The 23001-nt window shown below is 37.8% G+C and carries 19 protein-coding genes; 11 read left to right on the top strand and 8 right to left on the bottom strand.

The genetic code is table 11. The annotated features are described in order from the left end of the window. The 5 genes from K1X82_09425 to K1X82_09405 form a co-directional block, all read left to right on the top strand. Window positions 1–2604, top strand: a 2604-nt coding sequence (locus K1X82_09425) for a DNA gyrase/topoisomerase IV subunit A (GenBank protein MBX7182321.1), incomplete at its 5' end; no start/stop codon positions are given. 74 nt (window positions 2605–2678) lie between these two features. Then, complete coding sequence (locus tag K1X82_09420; protein ID MBX7182320.1) at window positions 2679–4496, top strand: T9SS type A sorting domain-containing protein; 1818 nt, start codon at window positions 2679–2681, stop codon at window positions 4494–4496. An 11-nt stretch (window positions 4497–4507) separates the two neighbouring features. Continuing rightward, window positions 4508–5719: a carboxypeptidase-like regulatory domain-containing protein gene (locus K1X82_09415; protein MBX7182319.1), complete on the top strand. Its 1212-nt coding sequence runs from the start codon at window positions 4508–4510 to the stop codon at window positions 5717–5719. 54 nt (window positions 5720–5773) lie between these two features. Then, entirely contained in the window at window positions 5774–6730 is a 957-nt protein-coding gene (locus K1X82_09410) for a hypothetical protein (GenBank protein ID MBX7182318.1), read from the top strand. A gap of 2 nt (window positions 6731–6732) precedes the next feature. Then, window positions 6733–7851 carry a glycosyltransferase gene (locus K1X82_09405; protein MBX7182317.1) on the top strand — a complete coding sequence of 373 codons (1119 nt, stop codon included), beginning with the start codon at window positions 6733–6735 and terminating at the stop codon, window positions 7849–7851. Here the strand turns inward: K1X82_09405 and K1X82_09400 are convergent. The 6 genes from K1X82_09400 to K1X82_09375 all read right to left on the bottom strand — a co-directional run bounded on the left by K1X82_09400 (window position 7829) and on the right by K1X82_09375 (window position 15408). Then, window positions 7829–8587, bottom strand: a complete 759-nt coding sequence (locus tag K1X82_09400; GenBank protein MBX7182316.1) for an ATP-binding cassette domain-containing protein — start codon at window positions 8585–8587, stop codon at window positions 7829–7831. The two genes, K1X82_09405 and K1X82_09400, sit on opposite strands and share 23 nt — an antisense overlap. Before the next feature lie 94 nt (window positions 8588–8681). Further along, complete coding sequence (locus K1X82_09395) at window positions 8682–10778, bottom strand: PKD domain-containing protein (protein MBX7182315.1); 2097 nt, start codon at window positions 10776–10778, stop codon at window positions 8682–8684. Continuing rightward, window positions 10771–12873, bottom strand: a complete 2103-nt coding sequence (locus K1X82_09390; protein MBX7182314.1) for a PKD domain-containing protein — start codon at window positions 12871–12873, stop codon at window positions 10771–10773. Before K1X82_09390 ends, K1X82_09395 begins: the two co-directional genes overlap by 8 nt. 106 nt (window positions 12874–12979) lie before the next feature. Then, on the bottom strand, window positions 12980–13882 hold the full coding sequence (gene hemF / locus K1X82_09385) for an oxygen-dependent coproporphyrinogen oxidase (GenBank protein MBX7182313.1): 903 nt from the start codon (window positions 13880–13882) through the stop codon (window positions 12980–12982). Between the two features lie 9 nt (window positions 13883–13891). Continuing rightward, a complete protein-coding gene (locus tag K1X82_09380) occupies window positions 13892–14647 on the bottom strand; it encodes an ATP-binding cassette domain-containing protein (protein MBX7182312.1) in 756 nt (251 codons plus the stop codon). After that, the gene (locus K1X82_09375; GenBank protein ID MBX7182311.1) at window positions 14644–15408 is read right to left on the bottom strand and encodes an ABC transporter permease; all 765 of its coding nucleotides are present in this window, start codon (window positions 15406–15408) and stop codon (window positions 14644–14646) included. The genes K1X82_09380 and K1X82_09375 overlap by 4 nt, the downstream gene beginning before the upstream one ends. Before the next feature lie 173 nt (window positions 15409–15581). Between K1X82_09375 and K1X82_09370 the strand changes: the two genes are divergently transcribed. Together K1X82_09370 and K1X82_09365 are read left to right on the top strand one after the other, a co-directional pair. Then, complete coding sequence (locus tag K1X82_09370; protein MBX7182310.1) at window positions 15582–16154, top strand: ACP phosphodiesterase; 573 nt, start codon at window positions 15582–15584, stop codon at window positions 16152–16154. A gap of 69 nt (window positions 16155–16223) precedes the next feature. Further along, window positions 16224–16877 (top strand): DUF4290 domain-containing protein, encoded by a 654-nt coding sequence (locus K1X82_09365; GenBank protein MBX7182309.1) that lies wholly within the window; start codon window positions 16224–16226, stop codon window positions 16875–16877. 424 nt (window positions 16878–17301) lie between these two features. Here the strand turns inward: K1X82_09365 and K1X82_09360 are convergent, their stop codons facing one another. Next, window positions 17302–17916: a DUF2306 domain-containing protein gene (locus K1X82_09360; GenBank protein ID MBX7182308.1), complete on the bottom strand. Its 615-nt coding sequence runs from the start codon at window positions 17914–17916 to the stop codon at window positions 17302–17304. Between the two features lie 51 nt (window positions 17917–17967). Here K1X82_09360 and K1X82_09355 point away from each other — a divergent pair, with 51 nt between their 5' ends. Next, window positions 17968–18630, top strand: a complete 663-nt coding sequence (locus tag K1X82_09355; protein MBX7182307.1) for a hypothetical protein — start codon at window positions 17968–17970, stop codon at window positions 18628–18630. Window positions 18631–18632: 2 nt separating this feature from the next. On the opposite strand, the gene K1X82_09350 is transcribed toward K1X82_09355, so the two are convergent. Continuing rightward, window positions 18633–19076 (bottom strand): hypothetical protein, encoded by a 444-nt coding sequence (locus tag K1X82_09350; protein MBX7182306.1) that lies wholly within the window; start codon window positions 19074–19076, stop codon window positions 18633–18635. Between the two features lie 343 nt (window positions 19077–19419). Between K1X82_09350 and K1X82_09345 the strand changes: the two genes are divergently transcribed. The 3 genes from K1X82_09345 to K1X82_09335 all read left to right on the top strand — a co-directional run bounded on the left by K1X82_09345 (window position 19420) and on the right by K1X82_09335 (window position 22736). Further along, window positions 19420–20574, top strand: coding sequence for an aminotransferase class V-fold PLP-dependent enzyme (locus K1X82_09345; protein ID MBX7182305.1), 1155 nt, complete (start codon window positions 19420–19422; stop codon window positions 20572–20574). Window positions 20575–20747: 173 nt separating this feature from the next. After that, window positions 20748–22055: a UDP-N-acetylglucosamine 1-carboxyvinyltransferase gene (gene murA / locus K1X82_09340; protein MBX7182304.1), complete on the top strand. Its 1308-nt coding sequence runs from the start codon at window positions 20748–20750 to the stop codon at window positions 22053–22055. Between the two features lie 96 nt (window positions 22056–22151). After that, a complete protein-coding gene (locus tag K1X82_09335) occupies window positions 22152–22736 on the top strand; it encodes a Crp/Fnr family transcriptional regulator (protein MBX7182303.1) in 585 nt (194 codons plus the stop codon). Window positions 22737–23001: the final 265 nt, after the last annotated feature.

Below are 23001 nucleotides of genomic sequence, written 5' to 3'. Positions count from 1 at the left end.
GATTATGCCAGTTATGTAATACTTGAGCGTGCGGTTCCTTACGTAGAAGATGGTTTGAAGCCGGTTCAAAGACGGATATTGCATTCGATGTGGGAGCTGGAAGATGGAAGGTATAATAAGGTTGCAAATATTATAGGTCATACCATGAAATACCATCCTCACGGGGATGTTTCGATAGGAGATGCACTTGTTCAGTTGGGGCAAAAGGATTTATTGATAGATTGTCAGGGAAACTGGGGTAATATTTTAACCGGAGATGATGCGGCTGCTCCACGATATATTGAGGCTAGGTTAAGTAAATTTGCTTTAGAAGTTGCTTTTAACCCCAAAACTACTGTTTGGAAATCGAGTTATGATGGCAGAAACAAGGAGCCGGTAACCTTGCCTATTAAGTTTCCCTTGCTGTTGGCACAAGGTGTTGAAGGGATTGCGGTAGGTTTGGCATGTAAGATATTACCGCATAACTTTAATGAGTTAATTGAGGCTTCCATTGATATTTTAAGGGGGAAATCAACGGATATTTTACCTGATTTCCCAACCGGTGGTTATGCTGATTTTACCAATTATAACAATGGTTTAAGAGGTGGAAAGGTTAGGGTAAGGGCTAAGATTAACCAATTGGATAAAAAGACTTTGGTTATTTCTGAAATCCCATTCGGAACAACCACTTCCTCCTTGATTGATTCTATATTAAAAGCCAATGAGAAGGAGAAAATTAAGGTAAGAAAGGTGGAAGACAATACGGCGGAGAACGTTGAAATTGTTATTCACCTGGCCCCTGGAATTTCGCCCGACAAAACCATTGATGCGCTTTATGCCTTTACCGATTGTGAAATTTCAATTTCGCCTAATTCCTGCATCATTCAGCAGGATAAACCTGTTTTTTTAGGTGTAAATGAAATTTTAAAGATATGCACCCAAAACACCTTGCACCTGCTTAAGCGGGAATTGGAAATTCGCAAGGCGGAGTTGGAAGAGGATTACTTTTTTGCTTCGCTCGAGCAAATTTTTATTAACGAGGAAATGTATATTCCGTTTAAGGAATACGATAATAAACCCGACTTGTTTGCTTATTTAGATAAGCGTTTTGAGCCCTATAAGAAGAGTTTGCTGAGGGAGATTGTGGAGGCTGATTTTGAGAAGCTTACCCAAATTCCTATGATTCGGATAACCCGCTTTGATAGTTCGGCTGCTGATGAAAAAATGCGGAAGTTGAAAGATCAAATTGCCGAGTTGGTTCATCATTTGGAGCATCTGATTGATTTTGCAGTTGAGTATTACAAAAACCTGAAGAAGAAATACGGAAAGGGAAAGGAGCGGAAAACAGAGATAAAGCAATTTGATAATATTGTTGCCACCAGGGTAGCTGTTGCGAATGAGAAATTGTATGTGAATAGAGAAGAAGGTTTTGCCGGGTTTGGAATGAAGAAGGACGAATATGTGTCGGATTGTTCGGACATTGATGATATTATTGTATTTAGGGAAGATGGTACCATGATTGTTACCAAGGTTACTGAAAAGGCCTTTGTTGGGAAGAATATCATTCATATTTCGGTATTTAAGAAGAATGACAACCGTACCATTTATAACATGATTTATCGGGATGGGAAGTATGGTGCAAAATATGTGAAAAGGTTTGCAGTTACAGGGGTAACCAGAGATAAGGAATATGTACTTTCTAAAGGTACCAAGGATAGTAAAGTTTTGTATTTTACTGCTAATCCGAATGGTGAAAGTGAGTTGGTTAATATTCAACTTAGACCAAGGCCGAGTTTGAAAAAACTTCAGTTTGATGTAGATTTTGGCGAGGTAATTATAAAAGGAAGAGATGCCCAGGGAAATATTCTAACTAGGGAAGAAATAAGAAAGATTGTTCAAAAGGAGAAAGGTGTTTCTACTCTTGCAGCACGACAAATTTGGTTTGATGACAGTGTTCAGCGATTAAATGCGGAAGGTAGAGGAACCCTGTTGGGAAGGTTTTCGGGCGATGATAAGATCTTGGCAATATACCAAAGTGGTCATTATCGGTTGTATGGTTTTGACTTAAGTACCCACTTTGAGGAAGAACTGATTTTAATTGAGAAGTTTAATCCGAACAAACCAATTATGGCTGTTTATTGGGATAATGAGCATAAGCAATTTAATATTAAGCGATTTATTCCGGAATCATCAGACAAAAAGGTATTATTTATCAGTGAATCGGAAGGATCGGCCTTGGAATTAATAAGTGGAGATAAATACCCGGTAATTGAGTTGGTGTATTTGGCTGAGAAGATTAATGGGGAATATCCGAAAGAAGTCATCAATGCCTTTGAATTTATTGATGTAAAAGGCTACAAAGCCAAGGGAAATAGGTTAACCAACCGTAAAGTAAAGGAGATTAATTTGTTGGAGCCATTGCCTGCTGAAGAAGAAGCAGAACCGGAACCCGAAATTATTCCGGAGGCAGATCATTCCGAAAATCTACCGGAGCAAAATATTGGAAGCGATATAAGCGAACCCTCCGAATCGGTTGAGGATATTAAATTGCCATCCGAAGACCCAAACCATCCTGTAAATAAAAACCAACCTCCGCCGCAGCAATTGGGGTTGGAATTGTTCTAGACTTTTAAGAGAAGGCAGAATTCAAGTGTTTAGCCTGTATTAATTTATGTAATTTCGCGGCCGAAAATTTCAAAATGAAAAGAATTCTATACTTAGCAGCCATTTTACCAAGTTTGGCTTTAGCTCAACCTGCGGGCAACTTGGATTTAACATTTAATGGAACGGGATTCAATGTTACCAATGTAGGATCAAGTGCAGATAAAGCCTTCGATTTGGCTATTTTGGATAATGGTAAAATTTTGGTAGCAGGAACCACCTTTGCCAATGCCACAGGAAATGACTTCCTGGTGTTGTGTTATAATAGCGATGGAAGCTTAGATCAAACTTTTGGGAATAATGGAAAAATAACCACAGATTTGAATCTTGGATCGGATGACCAGGCAATTGAACTTGCGGTTTTGTCTGATGGAAGTTTTATTTTGGCCGGATTTTCAGACAATGGTACAGATAAAGATGCTGCCTTGGTTAAGTACAATTCCGATGGTAGCCTCTTTACCGGTTTTGGTACCAATGGAATAAGTTTAACCGATCTGGATGGGAACAACCAGGATATGTTTAGTTGTTTGAAGGTGCATCAATTAAGCGGTAAAATTATTGCAGGAGGTTCATCTCAAATTGACGACAATCATGCCAAACCGGTGGTGGCAAGGTTTAATGCAGATGGTACTTTAGACAATACCTTTAATACAACCGGAATCCGATTGATGTGGGTTACCAACTTAGATAATCAGTACTTATATGGAATTGAGGATTTAGCAGTTGCTTCCAATGGTAAAATTACCGCCATAGGTTGGAGGGATTTCCCCAATTTAAGTTGGGATTCGGATATGGTTGCTTTCAAAATCAATTCGGATGGAAGCATGGATGATACATTTTCAACCGATGGAGAAGAAACCTATAATGGGAATTTTAATGGACATGATCAATGGTATGCCATGTTGTTAAACCCTGATCAAACTTTTATTGTTGTCGGCAGAAGTTATGTGTCAAACCTTTCATACCAAGGTATTTTAGCTGAAGTTGGTACTTCCGGCTCAATCAATAGTACCAGGGTAACCGGTATTGATGACAATGGCTATTCTGATATTGCTTGGGATATGAATGGTAATATTGTAACCTGCGGATATTCAGGCAATAGCGGTTTAGTTACTCGCATGAGCGGCTCCAATTATAGTTTTGATAATTCCTTTGGAACCAGCGGGATGAATGATTTCAATTTTAATCAGACAAATGAAGTTGTTTTTTATGGAATTGCAGTTCAGTCAGACAATAAAATTGTGGTTGTTGGCTGGAAAGACAATGATGTAGTGATTGCACGTTTAACCGGAGAAGGTAGTCCACAATTGGATGATTTTAATTTACAAACACCGGCAAACAATGCCAGTAATGTGGCGATTAATTCAGTAAGTTTCAATTGGACTGATGCTTTTATGGCTTCAGAATATCAGTTTCAATTGGCCTCGGATATTAACTTTTCCAATATTTTGGTAGATGCAACTACCGCAACTTCAACCTATACTTATTCTACTCCATTAAGTTTAAATACTGATTATTGGTGGAGAGTTCGTTCTTCAGATGGAACTACTTATGGAGCATGGAAATCTCCGTTTAAATTCAAAACCGTGACAGGGGTTGGAATGGATGATTTAGTTTTAGAAGGCGTTTTAGTTTTCCCTAATCCATCTAATGATCGAGTAAATGTACAATTAAACAAGGTAATGGATGTACAAGTCCAATTGCTTAATTCGGTAGGTCAGTTGGTATATCAAAGTCAAGAAGTTGGAATTTCGGAACTTGGTATTCCTGTGGCTGGTTTTTCCAATGGTATTTACACTTTAACAATAAATGGTAAAGAAGGCATTTCTCAACAAAAAGTGAGCATTTTGCACTAATTTTTATGGAAATGAAGCCCAATCGTTTTCTAATACATATGAAACGATTGGGCTTTTTTGTTTTAATACTTTTTTTATCATCCAATGGAATTGCTCAAAATGGGTGGTTGAAGGGTCATTTGGTTGATGAGAATGGTCAGGAAGTTCCATTTGCTTCGGTAGGAAACCTGGACATCTCCAAATTTGCAATGGCTGATTCGAATGGTGCTTTTGTAATACAGGCTTCCAAAGGTGATTCTCTGGTATTTTCGAGCATTGGATTTGAAACAACATATCAGGTTGTGAAAAATGAAAAGCCCATTCAAGTGGTAATGAAGACCAAAATGTATAGTCTTAACCAGGTAACATTTGAAGAGCTAAAAGCCGAAAATATGGTAAGGGCAGCTATTCGAAGGTTCCCCAAAAATTATCCTCAGAAAGTATACACCTACCAGGCATTTTACAGGCAGTTGCACGAGGAGAATAACCATTGGGTAAGGTTAATAGAAGCAGACATCACGGTTTTAGATAAAGGCTACTATTCCGAAGAGCGAATTAGGGTGAATGAGATGAGAAGAAGTAGGGTTTATGAGCGAAATAAGGATGTTCATGGTGACCATTTGGCAGAATTGTTGGAAGAAAATTCGGTACATTATCCTTCCCGTTTTTTTACCAATCCATTTAACCTCGGCCGCTATTCCTTTCATTTTGATTCCACTATGCAATCGGACACCTTGGTTAGGATTAAGTTTACCCATTCTGCGGCAGGTGAATCAAAAAAGCAAAAAGGGTATTTGGATATTTCATTAATTGATACGGCTATTGTAGAAACCTATATAGAATCTAGTCCAAATCCTGGTTTTAACTCCAAAGAAATAAATCAAAATAATTGGCATTTTAGAAATGGAGCTGTAAAGGTTACTTACCAAAAAAGGTCGGAGAAGTATTTTTTAAGTTCGATTGATTTTAATTACCTACATGAAATCTATAATTCGGTTTTTAAAACGTATGATTTTAAGGCTAAGGAGCAATTTTCATTGTGGGTATATTCCTACGAGTTAAATCCTAAACTGAATCAGGATGATAAATTTTTTGTACTATCCAATTTATATAGAAGACAATATGATTATCATCCTTCATTTTGGACGAACTATCCTATGTTGGAAACCTATCCTTTGGAAAAAAAGAAACAAGATGATTTAGAGAAGGAAGCTAAATTGGAGAGTCAATTTATGGATAATTAGGGATTTTGGCCATTTGACAACATCCTATACCACCGAAATTGTTAATTTCGAGGCGTGAGTACGAAAAGTTCAACAACAACAAAAGGTTTTCGTGAAAACAAAGAATCGGGATTAAGCAATCAAAATTCTTTGCAAGGTGGAAGAATGGTAAATGGGGATGGTAGCTTCAATGTTCAAAAGCGCGGAATGCACTTTTGGGACAAATTCAGTCCTTTTCATTATTTAACTACTATTTCTTGGAAATTGTTTTTTCTGATTTCTGTTGGTTTTTTTATTGTTTGTAACCTGATTTTTGCCAGTTTATATTATGCTGCCGGTTTAGAAAATATTGGTGGATTGATCGGTCAAACTGCAGCAGAAAAGTTTTTGGAGGCGTTTTTCTTTTCTTGTCAAACCTTTACTACCGTTGGATATGGCCGTGTAAATCCCACAGGTTTTGCAACCAATTTGGTGGCTTCTTTTGAAGCTTTATTTGGAGTTTTATCCTTTTCTATAACTACCGGTTTGCTATATGGACGTTTTTCAAGGCCGGTAAGTAAAATGATTTATAGTTCCAATATGCTTATTTCGCCTTATAAAGATATAACCGGAATGATGTTTAGGGTAGCCAATGCGCTTCCTAATACCTTAATTGAAATGGAGGTCAAAGTAAGTGTAGGATTAAAAATTAAAGAGAATGGGAATTGGGTTAGAAGGTTCTTTTTTTTGGAAACTGAACTTAAGAAAATTGATTTTATGATTTTGAGTTGGACCATAGTTCATCCGATTGATGAGAAAAGTCCGTTGTGGGGGTTAAATGAGAAAGATTTGGAGGAATCAGAAGCTGAATTCATTGTATTGCTATCCGGAATTGATGAAACGTACGGTCAACAGGTGTATTCGAGATTTTCTTATAAACCGTATCAATTTAAATGGAATGCAAAGTTCAAACCTATGTTTCATCCTTCGGAAGATGGAACCCAAACGGTTTTGGAATTGGATAAAATCAACGAATTTGAAATGTTGAAATAACGATGGAAAGGCATTTACATATTGTGGCGTTTGATGTTCCATTCCCGGCTAATTACGGTGGAGCAATTGATTTATTCTATAAATTGAAGGCATTTGCTGAACTTGGCATAAAAGTTACGCTCCATTGTTTTGAATATGGAAGGGGAGAGGCTTTGGAATTAAATAAGTATTGCAAGAAGGTATATTATTATAAAAGACAAAATTCAAGACAATACCTCCTTAGTTTTAATCCATTTATTGTAGTTTCTCGAAGCAGCCCCCAGTTACTAGTGAACCTTTGTAAAGATAAGTCGCCTATTTTGTTCGAAGGTTTGCATTGTTGTTATTATTTAAATCACGAAAAGCTTAAAGGAAGAAGAAGGGTAGTACGAACACATAATGTGGAGCATGATTATTATCGACATTTAGCCGCAGCAGAATCCAGTGTTTTTAAACGGTTTTATTTTGAATTGGAAGCAAACAAATTGAAAACCTATGAAACTGAATTAACAGGAGCAGATGCTTTAGTTGCTATTTCACCTGCAGATACCTCTCATTTTTCCAAATTAAATTCGAATACTTTTCATATTACCGCATTTCATACCAATTCGGAGTTATTGGTTAAACCCGGAAAAGGGAGCTATTGCTTGTATCATGGTAGTTTAGGGATTGGAGAAAACAATAAAGCTGCACTTTGGTTGGTGAATGAGGTATTCTCGAAGCTTAATACTCCTTTGATAATTGCAGGTAACAATGCTTCAATAGAATTGAAAACCGCCATATCGAAGTTTCCTCATATTTCATTGCGCACCGAAATTACTACAGAGGAAATTCATCAGTTAATTCAGGATGCTCAATTAAATGTGATTCCTACCTTTCAGGCAACCGGAATTAAGTTGAAATTATTAGCCGCTTTGTACAATGGTAGGGCTTGTGTGGTAAACCTTCCAATGGTTGAAAATACAGGACTGGAATCGTTGTGTTTAATTGCGAAAACGGCAAATGAAATGGTTGAAATCATAACTAAACAGTTTGAACAACCATTTGAAACAAAACAATTGGAAGAAAGAAGAAGGATTTTGTTGAATTATTTTGATAATCAAAAAAACGCAGAGAAGTTTATTCAAATTCTGTTTCCCTGATTCTTACATTATAAGGTAAAGGATCATTAAAGTCTTCCTCCTTAATGGCGTTTTTGGCAGTTTCTTGATTATATTCAATTACACGACCATTTTCACATTTTACCGTTCTGGAGGGATGTTGCTTAAAAAAATTGTAATTATGTGTTGCCATTAAAACGGCACATCCAAATTGACTAATACTTACCAATAGGTTTAAAATTCCTTCTGATGTTTCTGGATCCAAATTGCCGGTAGGCTCATCCGCTAAAATTAATTCAGGATTATTTAATAATGCCCTGGCAATAGAAACCCTTTGCTGCTCTCCTCCTGATAATTGATGAGGCATTTTTTGGCCAAGAGAACCTAATCCTACATTGTCTAAAACAACACGAATCTGCTGGTCAATTTTGGATTTGTCTGTCCAACCAGTTGCTCTTAAAACAAAGTTAAGATTTTCATATACATTTCGATCGGTGAGGAGTTGGAAATCCTGGAAAACAATACCTAATTTTCTTCTTAAAAAAGGTACATCCTTATCTTTTAATCCGTTCAAGGAATATCCGGCCACCATTCCTTGTCCCTCTCTAAGCGGCAAATCAGCATACAAGGTCCTAAGCAAGGAGCTTTTACCACTTCCTGTTTTACCTATTAAATAAACAAATTCACTTTTACCAATTTCTAAATTGACTCCGGTTAGAATCATATTGCTACGCTGGTAAATATTCGCATTGCTTAAAGATAGAATTGTACTTTCCATGAGTGTCAAGATAGATGACAAGGATAGCCAAGAAAGTTGGAACGATTTTGAACAATCAATAATTTTCCCAACAACACTTTTTTGATATTAGAAGCTATTCCCAAATCAATTTTCCATTACCCACAAATCCATTTCCTTTGATTTTTATTAGGTAAATTCCGGTAGCACCAATGTGTTGGTCAGAAATTGAAAACAGGTTGTCACCGGGTTGAGATGTAAGTTGTTCAGAATAAATCACTTCTCCAACTAAATTTAAAATTTGAAGTTCAACCTTGCCTCCTTTAGGAGAAAAATAGCTTAAATCGGCATGCGAAGTAGCAGGGTTAGGGAAGACAAGAACGGATTGATTGATTACGCCTGGATTATTGATTCCTACAGTTCCTGAAATGTTTATATCATCGATATAAATATTGTTTCCACCTCCGGATGTAAACTCAAACTTAAATCGAACATTGTTGCTGTTTTTAATGCTCGGAGAAATGCTAACTTCATCAGTACGATATTGAGATGCTGTTGGTATAAATGAGGCAGTTCCGGAAGCTGTGGATGCCAATGATGCTCCAATTTTGGAATACCTTACATTCCAGGTTTTTCCGCAATTCGTTGAAAAAAACACTTTCAATTGGTCATTGTCGGTGCTAGCTTTTTGTCGGTAGGCTACTTTAAATGAAAAGGTTAAATCTTCAAATAATGAGAAATTATATGAATTGGAGATTAATGCATCGGTTTGGTCTGAATTGGAGTTTGCTGAATTATTTATTCGCATGCATTTACTTCCGGTAGCAGCTCCAGCACTTACTTCCGACCAAGTAACATTGTTATTGGGATTTTCCACTGTCCACAACCCATTCGTTACAGGGGAGGATTCAAATCCTTCGGAATATGGAGGATTGGAGTTTTCTGCAATATTGGTAACTACCTTTATATAACCGGTTTTTGAAGCAGAATTGGAGCCAACCGGATTCGAAGACACTAAACTGACTGTATAAATTCCGGGTGTATTATATTGAATGGTAGGATTTTGTTCTGTTGAAGTGGAAGGTGTTCCTCCATTAAAAGTCCAGTTCCAACCATCCGGTATTCCATTGAAACTTAAATCAGAAAAAGTAACGGTTTCCCCAATGCAAAGGATTTGTGTGTTAGACTTAAAGTCTGCAATTGGTTTGCAATTAGAAACCATTCCCGCATTTTGCGTTCCTGTGGCATTTAGGTTGGAATTGGATATCAATACATACCTGTAATTCTGAAAGGTCTGATCGACAATATCCATTTGGTCATTGGTAAACATTTTTACACAAGAAGAATAACTCATGATGTTTTCCACATTGGCAGGTATATTGTTGCCGCAAGGATTGTAATTATAGTCGCATCCAAAAAAGGCGTTACCGTCTTCCGAGGGTGTATCAGGGCAATTGTCACCATCAAAGCCACAACTTCCTTCAAAGGTATGAGCCAATCCTAGATAATGACCAACCTCATGGCTTAAGGTTCTTCCGTTTCGAGATGAATTGGCACCAAGAGCGTCAGCTCTGCATAAAATACCATCATTGCCCGGGTTCCAATTCATTACATCCGGATAGTATGCGTATCCTAGTGTAATGCCTGATCCTGAACCATCTTCCTGTATGGATTTTACCACCCAAATATTTAGGTATTTGGTATTGGGCCAACCTACCAAGTCTTTAACATTGTCGTAGGCATTCTCGGTTAAAGTTGAATAGGTTCTGGTTATACCATCCGTACAATTTCCATTTGGATCAAGTGTGGCTAAACGAAATTCAACATTCATATTGGCTGCCACACCGGCAAAATTTGCTGTAATGGAATTCATGAATTCATTGCTTCCTTGCCAATCAGCATTCATGATATCAATTGTTTCTAAAATTATGCTTTTAGAAACATTTTCAGAGCCATATTGGTGAATGATATGGAATACAACAGGAATTACTCTGGTTCCGGCTTGTTCAGATTTTACCTGATCATGGTTCAATTCCAATAAGGATTGTTTCCTGGCCTGGTATGATTCTTTTGCTTTCGGATTGTTCTCAAGCAGCTTTTTATGAAACCGATCGGTTCCACAAAGGTCTTGGGACAAACTTGCATAAACATTGGAAAAAATGAATAGGGTTGCGAGGATACTGTTTTTATACATAAATTCGGGAGTAAAGAAAGGATTCGGGCCTTTATTCAACAATGATTTTTTTAGTTACTCTGCCAACACCGGTTTCAATGTTTAACAGGTAAATTCCTTTTTCAAGGGTAGAAGTATTAAATGTGTTTTGATGTTCACCTGGATTCAACAGCCCGTTTTCAATGGTTAATAGTGTACGTCCAAGTAAATCATTCAAGCTAATGGTTAACACTTCATTTTTTGTAAGTACATAATTTAGGTATACCTCGCCTGAACTTGGATTAGGTGAAATTATCCATTCAGATGGGTTTAGCAGGTCTTCCATCCCGGTTCCTGAACCAAGGTTGATATCGTCAATATAAATATTGTTTCCACCATTGCTGGTAAGTTCAAAACGTATGAGCAGGTGGTCGTAACTTGTATAGGAAGATAAATTAACTGTTTGTTGCTCCCATTGGGCAGCAGTAGATGGGGAAAAACCACTACTGGTTGATTGGGTAGTTGCCAAAGTAGCTCCTTGTTTTGAAAATCGAGGAGTCCAGGTGGTTCCGCAATTGGTTGAAACCATCACACGAAGTTTTTCTTCACTGGCGGCAGTAGCAAAGTTTCCCGGTTTTTGAGCATATGCTAACCAAAATGTCATAACCGGATTGGTTAGGGTTGTCATATCAATCGGATATAAACTAAAGTAATCGATGGCATTGTCCGGATTAGCACCGTTGTAATTTACACAACGTATGGATTTCGTGCCGGTATAAGCGTAAGCTGCTTTTCCCCATGTGCCGCCCAAATTTTCAACGTTTTCGATTATAATCGGGGTTTCAGCATCCGGTAATTCAAAACTTTCAACATAATTTCCTTGGGTAAAAGGATTGGTGTCAGGAAGCACATAAATCATTTGGGTAATCGTTTCCACATCATTCCCAAAACCATTACTCACCGTTAAAGAAACGCTGTAATGGCCTGGTGAACTATAAGTTACGTTTACAATAGAATCGGTGCTGCTAGCCGGATTTCCGCCTTCGAATGTCCATTGCCTATTTTCAATTATTCCATTAAAAGAATTATCGGTAAATTTTACCTGAGCTCCTGAACAAATGAAATTCTTATTAGCTATAAAATGGGCAACAGGTGCACACTCTGATACAAAAGCATCGTCTGTACCGGTGGCAACATTATTACTAGGACTAACTAAATTGGCTCTTTCGTTGTTTAAAATTCCTTGCATCTTGATGCATTGGCCTGCTGAAAATAAATTCATACAGGTTCCATTTGAATAATCCATGTAGTTCTGAACCATATCAGGTAAATCTGGATTATCATTTGTACAAGAATTAGCCGATAAGTTACAGCCAAAATTATTAGCAGCTACCGGTGGGGTGTCATCAATATCTTCTCCAAAAAATCCACCGCTGCAACCACCCTGAAAAGTATGAAATAAACCTAAAATATGTCCAATCTCATGGGTAAGTGTCCGTCCTCCATTTTGTGTATTAGAAGCTGTGCCAATAGAACCAACATAATCTCCGCGTACAACTACTCCGTCCGTTTCGGCAGCACCTGCACCCGGAAATTGAGCATAACCCAAGGTTATTCCTCCAGAACCACTTTGATCAGCTATGCTTTTTACAACCCAAATGTTTAAATATTTGTTGCTTGGCCAATAACTTAATGCCTTAACAGTTTCTCCTGCATTGTCGGTTAAAATGGATTTAACTCGAACTATTCCGTCGGTACAATTTCCATTAGGATCCAAATTTGCTAATCTGAATTGAATGTTGGGAACTCCGGCAACCGGTTTGAAAATTTCCAAAGTGGCTGAGGTGTCCGAATTTAAACGCATATAATCTAAATTCAAGTTGGCAATTTGATCCAAAATTTGCGCTTTGGAAATGTTTTCACTGCCTCCATTGTGGATAACATGAAAAACCACCGGAATAATATACGGAGCATCTTGATTGGATTTTCCTTTTTGCGCTCCGGAAATTTTAGCAACCGTTGATTGCTTCATTAATAAGTCGATTAATCCAGGATTTGCAGCAATTTGTCTAGATAGGTTTTCGTCGGTACCGCATGGGCGAATGCTTGACTGTTGGGCATTCCCAATAAAAATTGAACTGCAAAAGGCTGCAGCAATTACAAAAGTTGTTTTCATGAATTCGGGCAAAACAGAATGTTCGGGGTGCTAAAATATGAAATTATGCTTGTTTGTGGTGTAAATTCCAATTCTAAAAATGGAATTGGTCTGATTCTTTGCCTATCTAGGAGGAAATCCAATCCTTACCTTTTACTAAGTAAGCTAAAGTATTGGCTTCTTCACTATCAGATTTAACCTTGTGGTTGTATTCCCAGGATGCAAACAATGGTAAACTCATTAAAATGCTTTCTATTCGACCATCAGTGTCCAACCCGAATTTTGTTCCTTTATCATACACAAGGTTGAATTCTACATACCTTCCCCTTCTTAATAATTGCCATTGCTTTTCTTCTTCGGTATAGGTTTCATGTTTATGCCTATTCACCAATTCAACATAGGTTGGAGCAAAGGTTTCTCCAATGGCTTGGATAAATTGGAACCTATCTTCTTTGGAAAATTGTTCCGTTTCCTTCAGATGATCAAAAAATACCCCGCCAATTCCTCTTGTTTCTTTCCTATGACGAATGAAAAAATAATCATCAGCCCAGTTCTTAAACTGAGTGTAAAAGTCCGGATGAAATTGATCGCATGTGTTTTTAAGTTGTTGATGGAAAAATTGTCCGTCACTCTCAATTACATAAATTGGAGTTAAATCAATTCCTCCTCCAAACCACCATATCCCATTACTCATTTCAAAGTAACGAACATTCATGTGGATAATTGGAACTTTCGGACTTTTGGGGTGAATAACGATGGATACTCCGGTAGCATAAAAGTTGCTTTCTTCTAAATGTAAAGCATTTAAAATGGCTTCCGGTGTAGCCCCCCAAACGGCTGAATAATTGACTCCTCCTTTTTCAAACACCTTACCATTTCGAATTACTCTGGTATGACCTCCTCCTCCTCCGGGTCTTTCCCAAATCTCTGATTCAAATTTGGATTCACCATCCACTTCTTCTAATGCTCTACAAATCCTTGTTTGAAGTCCCTGAAACCATTCAGAAATTTCTTCCTTTGTTAACGACATGTTCCTAAATTAATTCTCGAGTTCTTTATAACGCCTCATGAACTTGGAGGCATAAACAAAATTGTTTAACTCTTCGTTGTCAGAATGTATGATGCTGTCTTTATTGCCTTCCCAATATTTTTCCCCCTTGTAAATGAAAATGATATTATCACCAATCTCCATCACAGAATTCATGTCATGTGTAACAACAATGGTTGTAATGTTGTACTCAATCGTTATTTCTTGAATTAATTCGTCAATTACTATGGAGGTCCTTGGATCTAGCCCTGAATTAGGTTCATCACAAAAAAGGTATTTGGGATTCATTGCAATCGCTCTGGCAATACCAACCCGCTTCTTCATCCCACCCGAAATTTCTGCCGGATACAAATTCCCGGCATTGGGCAAATTTACCCGATTTAAACAAAATTGTGCCCTATCCCTTTTTTCAGAATCACTCATCTCTGAAAATAAACTCAATGGAAATATTACATTCTCCTCAACAGTCATGCTGTCAAACAAGGCAGAACCTTGAAACAACATACCTATTTCCTGGCGTAAATCCTTTTTTTGAGAAAAATTCATTTTAGTGAAGTCTGCCTTCTCATAAAGAATTTCTCCTTTCTCAATTTCAAAAAGTCCAACCAAACACTTCGTTAATACAGTCTTTCCGGAACCTGATGCCCCAATAATTAAATTGGTTTTCCCTTTTTCAAAGGTGGCATTGATGTTATTTAAGATCACCTTGCCATTGAACGACTTGGATAAATTTTTAACTTCAATCACGTTAACAACAATTGAGTAAGGAAATAATTAGCTATCAAAATGCTAAGAATGCTATAAACAACAGCTTTGGTACTGGCCTTTCCTACTTCTAACGCTCCTCCTTCTGTGTAATAACCATGATATGCCGATACAGATGAAATTAAAAAAGCAAATACAACCGTTTTAGTTAATGCATAAGTTACATAATAAGGAACAAACAAATACGTAATTCCATACACATATTCAAATGTTGTGGTGGCTCCACTTAAAACCCCGCCTATCCATCCGCCAAAAATCCCTAAAACCATGCTCATGGTTACTAAAACCGGATTGAAAATTACCGAAGCAAAAATCTTAGGCAAAATCAAAAATGCACGGGAATTTACCCCCATTATTTCTAATGCATCAATCTGTTCGGTAACTCGCATCGTTCCTATTTCCCCGGCAATACTGGAGCCTACTTTACCACATAAAATAACTGATATAATCGTAGGTGAAAATTCCAAAATCATGGTGTCTCTGGTTGCTAACCCTACAGCATACAATGGTATCCATGGTGAAGAAAAATTGTAGGCACCCTGAATCGTAATTACAGCCCCCATAAACAAGGAAACAATCGAAACAATGCCAATGGAACCAATGCCCAAATTGAACAATTCTTCCATAAATCGATTGTAGTAAATTCGGTACTTTTCTGGACGTGAAAAAACCATCCCTAACATAGCCGTGTATCGGCCTATGTGGTAAATAATATCTGGAATAAAGTTGAAAACTGCTTTCATCCGAAGGACTGCGAAGATAGAAGGATTTAAAACATCTACCATGCTCTGATTAATAATTTGAAATATTCTACCTTTATTCCCATTTCCAAACTTTTATTTGTTCCTTTGTTAAAGCATTCTACTAATAGTTTTTACATCCTGTTTTAAAGAAGCCAATCCGTCTCCACTCTTTTATGAATTTCCTAGCCCATCTGTATTTAGCTTACCCAGACCCGGATTTAATGCTCGGTAATTTTATAGCAGATGCTGTCAAAGGAAATCCTGAATCACGCTATTCGGGCCGAATTTTGGATGGTATTCGCATGCACCGACAAATCGATCATTTTACGGATAACCACCCTATTAATAAAGAATTCAACGCCTTTCTTAGACCGCAATTTGGTAAATTCGCAGGTGTGGTTTCTGATATTTTCCACGATCATTACCTGGCTATAAATTGGCCGCTAAGTTCCCAATTGGATAACTTCGCCTCTGATTTTTATCAGTTTGCCCAAAATAGGATGGATGAACTTCCACAAAAGGTTAAATACCTACTCCCATTTATGATAGAACAAAATTGGCTGCTTACCTATAACTCCATTTCTGGAATTGGAAAAATTTGTGCCCAAATGGGTAATCGTATTCAACACCAAAATACCTTGCACTTTGCTCAGGATTTCCTGGAAAATAATTACTCCGATGTATCCAATTTTTCTATGCTTTTCTTCCCGGAAATTGAATCTCAATTCAAAAGTACTAAACATTAGTTCTTGGTTTAAACTTAAGTTCTGTTTCCTCGATGTGCCAGTTTCAATAAAATACATTTACTTTGCATCATGAAAGGTTTGGAATACAATACGGAAAGGTCAACCATGAAAATTGCAGAATATGGTCGCGGAATACAAAAGATGATTGACCATGTTAAAACTATTGAAGATAGAGAAGAGCGTAATAGGGCTGCCCGATCTATTATTGTTTCTATGGCCGCTCTAACTCCTAGTTTTCGCGATTTCGACGACTTTAAACAGAAGCTTTGGGACCATATGTTTGTTATGTCTAATTTTGAATTAGACGTTGATAGCCCTTATCCTAAACCAACTGCCGAAACAGTAGCCAAAAAACCTCAGAAACCGAATTACCCAAGCCAAAAAATAAAATACCGCCACTATGGTAAAGTATTGGAAAATATGGTAACCAAGGTAAGCGAATGGGAAGATACCGAAGTTAAAGAAATGGTAGTTGAATCCATCGCTAATCAATTAAAAAAGTCCTACATGGCATGGAACAGGGATAGCGTTCAGGATGATGTAATTTTAGATCACCTGGCAACCATCTCAAAAGGAAAATTGAAACTTAGCGAAAATTCTAAAATCAGCCAAAATCTGCCAATGAAACTCGATGAATACGGAGGAAATCAGGTAGGCGGAAAATCTAAGTTCAACAAAAATAAAAAGTTCAATAAAAATAAGAAGTTTAAAAAGCGCTACTAGTAAATTAGTTCCTGCAAGTTCCTTCTTCCCTCCTAAATAATTCTGAATTTTCGCAAGAATCTTCTAATTTGTTCTAAGGTTTATTTTAACTTTCCTCCTGCTATAGTTTACCCTGCTTTGTTTTTCTAAATTTAGTGGCTAAGCTTTGGGTTTAATAAAATACCATGAATTCCATGCAGTAGCCTGGTAGATACCGCGATAAGTTGTATTAAAAACCAAACTAGTAGGTAGCGCATCGGGCAACGATAGAGGCAAGTAGCCCACAGGACCCCTACGGCGGTAGCCTAGGGGGACGAGGACTACAGCCGATAGCGTGACCTGAACGCCCTTGCAGGTTATTGGGGGCTTAATGAAAAACTAATTGGGCGGAAGGGGCCCGCATACCAAGTATTTAAAAAAAATGGTTTCCTCCTTGCAGGCTATTTCAGGATACTCTCTTTAACCAGTAAAAAATCACAGGTACTCCTAACAAACTTGGCGCAAACCAGCCCCAAATTCCGGGAAATAATTCATTAACTACCACAAAGGCTGTTACAGCCGATATATAACCTCCAATCATATTACCCAAATGAATTTTTAACCAATTTTTGTGCAGTTCCTCGGGTTTGCTAAGTGTAAAGTAATCCCGGATGGAAAAAAATAAACTCGTCCCGGAAAACACTAAGCTTACCACATTCCAACCATGTAGGTAAGAATAGGTAAACAAACCTACACCGGCTAAAAACAACAATCCAATACCCAGTTTCTCCACCCTGAAATCAGTATTCTTTGTCTTCAATAAGAGCGCTCGCTTGCCCTTCATTAAGGAGTAAAGTGTAATAATTCCTATACCGGTCAAAAATAAATTGATATGGTTCGGACTAACTGATACAACCATGGCAACAATTGCCGATAAACTCATAGCATAAAAAAAGACTAACCCCACTTTCCGGTGTATGTTGCTACCTTTTTTTACAACCAAGGCAATTAAGCCGCTTAGCAAGGCAATTCCTCCTAAAGCTGCATGCAAGTAAACAAGAATTCGAATGAAGTTTTCCATTTAATTTTTCTCTAAAATAGTATTTTTGGCCAATATACCAGGTCAAAAGTAATGGAAAATGTCCCCTCCTCCTTAACCTTGCTTTTTGCATCATCAACTTTTATTTCCCTTTTCTTTTTTTGGAAAGCTGCCAAGTATTCTAGGTCCATTTTTTTACTAGCACTTTTTTGGATCGGCTTTCAATCTGCCCTTGCGGTTAACGGGTTTTATCTCCAAACAAATTCCTTTCCTCCCCGAGTCGGGCTAATGATTATTCCTCCGTTAATAGCTATATTGCTGGTATTTTTATTGCCAAATGGTAAACGATTTACGGATGGATTAGATCCTAAAATGCTATGCTTAATTCACACGGTTCGTATTCCTGTTGAAATTGGCTTGTATGCCTTGTTTACTATCGGTTTAGTTCCGGCTGATATGACTTTTGAAGGTGGAAATTTCGATATTTTTTCAGGACTCTCCGCTCCTTTTATCTATTGGTTTGGTTACCACAAAAAACAATTGAATCACTTGTGGCTACTGATTTGGAATTTGCTCTGCCTCGCACTTTTATTTAATGTGGTTTCCAAAGGTATTTTATCCGCTCCTAGTTTGGTTCAACAATTAAATTTCAATCAGCCAAATCGGGCAGTGCTCTATTTTCCTATTAATTTTTTGCCTGCCATTATAGTGCCTTTGGTTTTGTTCAGTCACCTGGTTTTGTTACGCAAAAAATAAGGTTATTCTACAATGATTTTGTTTTTACTGTCAATATTCGTGCGCTTATCAAAATGGAATTCTACAAATTGAGCATCACCCTTTTTACCTGTAATTTCCATTCTTGACCGCCCAAATTCCAAATCCTGATCATCAAATACCTTGGCAGTTAATTCACCTTTAAAGTCCTTGTTAAAAACAACATAAACTACCAGTAAATTATCGGTTCCGCTGCTATCAGAAGAAACGGTTGCTTTCCCAAATTCCAGGCCTTTTTCCTTTAAATTGGCCGGTAAATCTAGTTTTACATCAAATGCTTTTTGTACGCCTTTAACGGCACCTTCAATAAATTCTCCGGTTACTTGCCCGGCAGCATCTCCTGCTTGATTTATTTTGTCTTTTACAGTATTCGTAGAACAGGCTGAATGGAGAAGAATGATTGAAATTCCGGCAATCAGTTTACGCATTGTTTAAAATTTAGCACCAAAGATAAATTACCTGATGGCTGGTGTTTTATTTTTTTAATTTTTTGGCGGGCCCATTCGCACCATTTTTCTTTCAATGCCCCAACGATTGGTATGGCTCATGGCCGGGCTTTCGGCTGTAGTCCCCGTTTAACTTCGCCTAAGGGCTGCGTTAAACGGGGAGCTACTTGCCTCTATCCCTGCCCGAACCGTATCTAAAAATTTCGGAAGTATATTAAGGTTATTGCATTCTATGGACGATGGTAAATTTTTATTTATCAGTTTGCAGCTACTTTTAACCTCCATTTTTAACCGATTTATTTAGTTGTTTCTTAAACTCTTTCTGATGAAATCATTGTTTCTCCTTCAAAATGACATTACATTCTTAAATTTTGGCTCTTTCGGAGCATGTCCTAAACCTGTTTTTGATGCTTTTATTCGATGGCAATACCTACTGGAAAGTGAACCTGTTCAGTTTTTTACAACCCATGCTTCGGAGTATATTAATACATCCCGAAAAGCATTAGCCGAGTACCTTCATGGCGATCCGGAGAACTTTGTTTTTGTATCGAATCCAACCTGGGCCATTAACATTATTGCCAAGAACCTTCGCCTCCAACCGGACGATGAGGTGTTGAGTACCAACTTGGAATACGGGGCTATGGATAAAACCTGGAATTATTATTGTAAGAAATTGGGGGCCAAGTATATTCAACAGAAAATTTCCTTGCCCATTGTTTCAAAGGAGGCCTTTTTGAATGACTTTTGGAAAGGATATTCCACTAAAACCAAAATGGTTTTTATAAGCCAAATCACTAGCAGTACCGGTTTGATTTTCCCTGTTAAAGAAATTTGCGAGGAAGCAAAAAGAAGAGGTTTGATAACCGTTGTAGATGGTGCTCATGTTCCGGGACATATTGATTTGGATCTGTCTGAATTGAAAGCTGATTTTTATACCGGTGCTTGTCACAAGTGGATGATGACTCCCAAAGGTTCCTCTTTTCTATATGTTAGGAAGGAATTTCAAAATGAATTAGATCCTTTAATTATCTCCTGGGGGTTTGAAAGTGCCAATCCTTCCGGTTCCCGCTTTTACGACTACCATCAATTCAATGGGACCCGCGATTTCTCAGCTTACTTAACCATACCGGATGCGCTTGAATTTATGCATCAAAATAATTGGAACGAAGTTTCAAAACAATGTAAAAAACTGGTTCTTCAAACTGCACCAAGGTTTTATGAAGTATTAGGAACAGAACCCTTGGCTCCTCTTACTACCGAGTTTTATGGACAAATGTGCAGTGCGGAAGTCAAAACCCCCAATCCCGAAAAATTACAACGCCTTTTGTTTGAGAAGTATAAAATTGAAATCCCGGTAATGCGCCATCGGGAAAAGAACTTTATTCGTTATTCGGTTCAAGGATTTAATACCAAGGAGGAAATAGCCTATTTACTTGAAAGCCTAAACTCCATAAAAGCAACAACCGACTTGATTAGATAATTCAAGGTTTAAATTTATTTTCTGCCTGAATTATTCTGCCTGCGCCTGCCAAGGTGGAAGGAGTCTTGATTTGCCATGGGTATAATCCACATTGAACGTTTCAAAACTTTCTCCTGGCTAACATTCCTTCAAGATATTCCTGTAAATCTTTGTGCAAGTAAAATTCCAGGTAAATGGCCTATTTTGAAATCCAGGGCGGAAAACGTCTTAAAGGTGAAATTGAACCACAAGGTGCTAAAAATGAAGCACTTCAAATTCTTTGTGCTGTATTACTTACCCCGGAGAAGGTGGTAATTAATAAAGTGCCTGATATTGTGGATGTCAACAAATTGATTGATTTATTGCGTAACCTGGGTGTGAAGGTCGAAAAAACCGGACATGAGCAATATACCTTTCAGGCCAATGAAGTGGATATTGATTATATCAATTCACCTAAATTCAAAAATCAGGGAGCAGCTTTGCGCGGATCTATTATGATTGTTGGTCCATTGTTGGCTCGTTTTGGTAGAGGATATATTCCTAAACCCGGTGGAGATAAAATCGGTCGCCGTCGTTTAGATACGCACTTTATTGGTTTTCAAAATCTGGGTGCTAAGTTTACTTACGACGAAGAATCGGAGTTTTATAAGGTTGAATCGCCCAAACTTCAAGGAACCTACATGCTGCTTGATGAGGCTTCAGTTACCGGAACCGCAAACATTGTAATGGCGGCTGTTCTCGCCAAAGGCACTACAACAATTTTCAACGCTGCCTGTGAACCATATTTGCAGCAATTGTGCAAAATGCTTAATCGCATGGGAGCCAAGATAACAGGGGTGGGTTCTAATTTGCTTACCATCGAAGGAGTTGATTACCTAAGCGGTACCGAGCATACCATGCTACCGGATATGATTGAAGTAGGAAGTTTTATTGGGCTTGCTGCCATGACTCAAAGTGAAATCACCATTAAAAATACAGGCTACGATCATCTGGGTATCATTCCCAATACATTTCAGCGCTTGGGAATAAAAATGGAACGAAGAGTAGATGATATTTTTATCCCGGAACAAGAGAATTATGAGATTGATACCTTTATTGATGGCTCAATCTTAACCCTAAGTGATGCTATTTGGCCCGGATTTACTCCCGATTTGCTGAGTATTGCTTTGGTAGTTGCTACTCAAGCCAAAGGCAGTGTATTGATTCACCAAAAAATGTTCGAAAGCCGTTTATTCTTTGTCGATAAACTAATTGATATGGGGGCTCAAATCATTTTGTGCGATCCTCACCGTGCCACTATCATCGGTTTGAATAGGCAATTTCAACTCAAAGGAATAAGCATGACTTCTCCGGATATTCGTGCAGGTGTTTCCTTGCTTATTGCCGCTCTTTCAGCTCGAGGAAAATCAACCATTCACAACATTGAACAAATAGACAGAGGCTATCAAAACATTGACGCCCGTTTACAAGCTTTAGGTGCTGATATAAAAAGAATAGGTTAGAGTTAGTTATACAACAGAATCTCAAGGAGAAAAAAAATTATCTTCGCTTGAAGTTTGCCGTTGTAATTTCTATGGCAATTCTCATTCAGTTTTGTTATGTACGATGCTTTCTTTTCCTATATCCAAATCCAAATCGGTCGTTCCTTATTGGATCATGAAAAGGATTTACTGCAAAAAGTGTTTTATTATAAAAAAATTAGAAAACATCAGTTTTTATTGCAGGAAGGGGAAATTTGTCGTTTCGCCGGTTTTGTGTTGAAAGGCGCATTAAAGCAATATACTCTGGATGCATCAGGTAAGGAAAATGTTTTGGCTCTATGCCTGGAAAACTGGTGGGCGGCAGATCGGGAAAGTTATATCAAGGAAATACCATCACCTTACTTTATTGAAGCTTGTGAGGAAACTGAGTTACTCATCATCAACAAGGATGCCTATGATAAATTTTTGTCAGGACAAAGCTTCATGGATGATTTAATAAAGGTTATTTCGGAGCGAAATGCCTTTCAAATGTTACGCAGACTGCATGCGATGAATACTCAAACTGCTGAGCAACGATTATATGAATTGGAAAATTCTTATCCGGAATTTTTCCAGCGTTTTCCACAACATTTAATAGCCTCCTATTTAGGAATTACCAAGGAAACTCTTAGTCGGATTCGTACCCAATCTTACAAAAAATAGGTTTTGCCTTGGGTGGTACTTACCCAAATGTTGATTATTGTCAATATAATTATTTATCCAATGTCAATTTTTTATGCCTTGGATGGACGATAGATTTGCAGAAATATTAATAGATAATTTCATGACAACATCTCAACCATCAAAAGCCCTTCACCTTGGATTGTCAGCTCCCCATTCTTAGTACCATTCAAAAGTAGACATTCTTTCATTTAGTTGTTGGTTATTTTGTCTTTGCTCTGCCCGCTGGGCGTAGTCGAGTGAAGGC

It is taken from the genome of Bacteroidia bacterium, from assembly GCA_019695265.1.
Lineage (GTDB): Bacteria > Bacteroidota > Bacteroidia > JAIBAJ01 > JAIBAJ01 > JAIBAJ01.
This window is presented reverse-complemented; position numbering and strand designations above follow the sequence as displayed.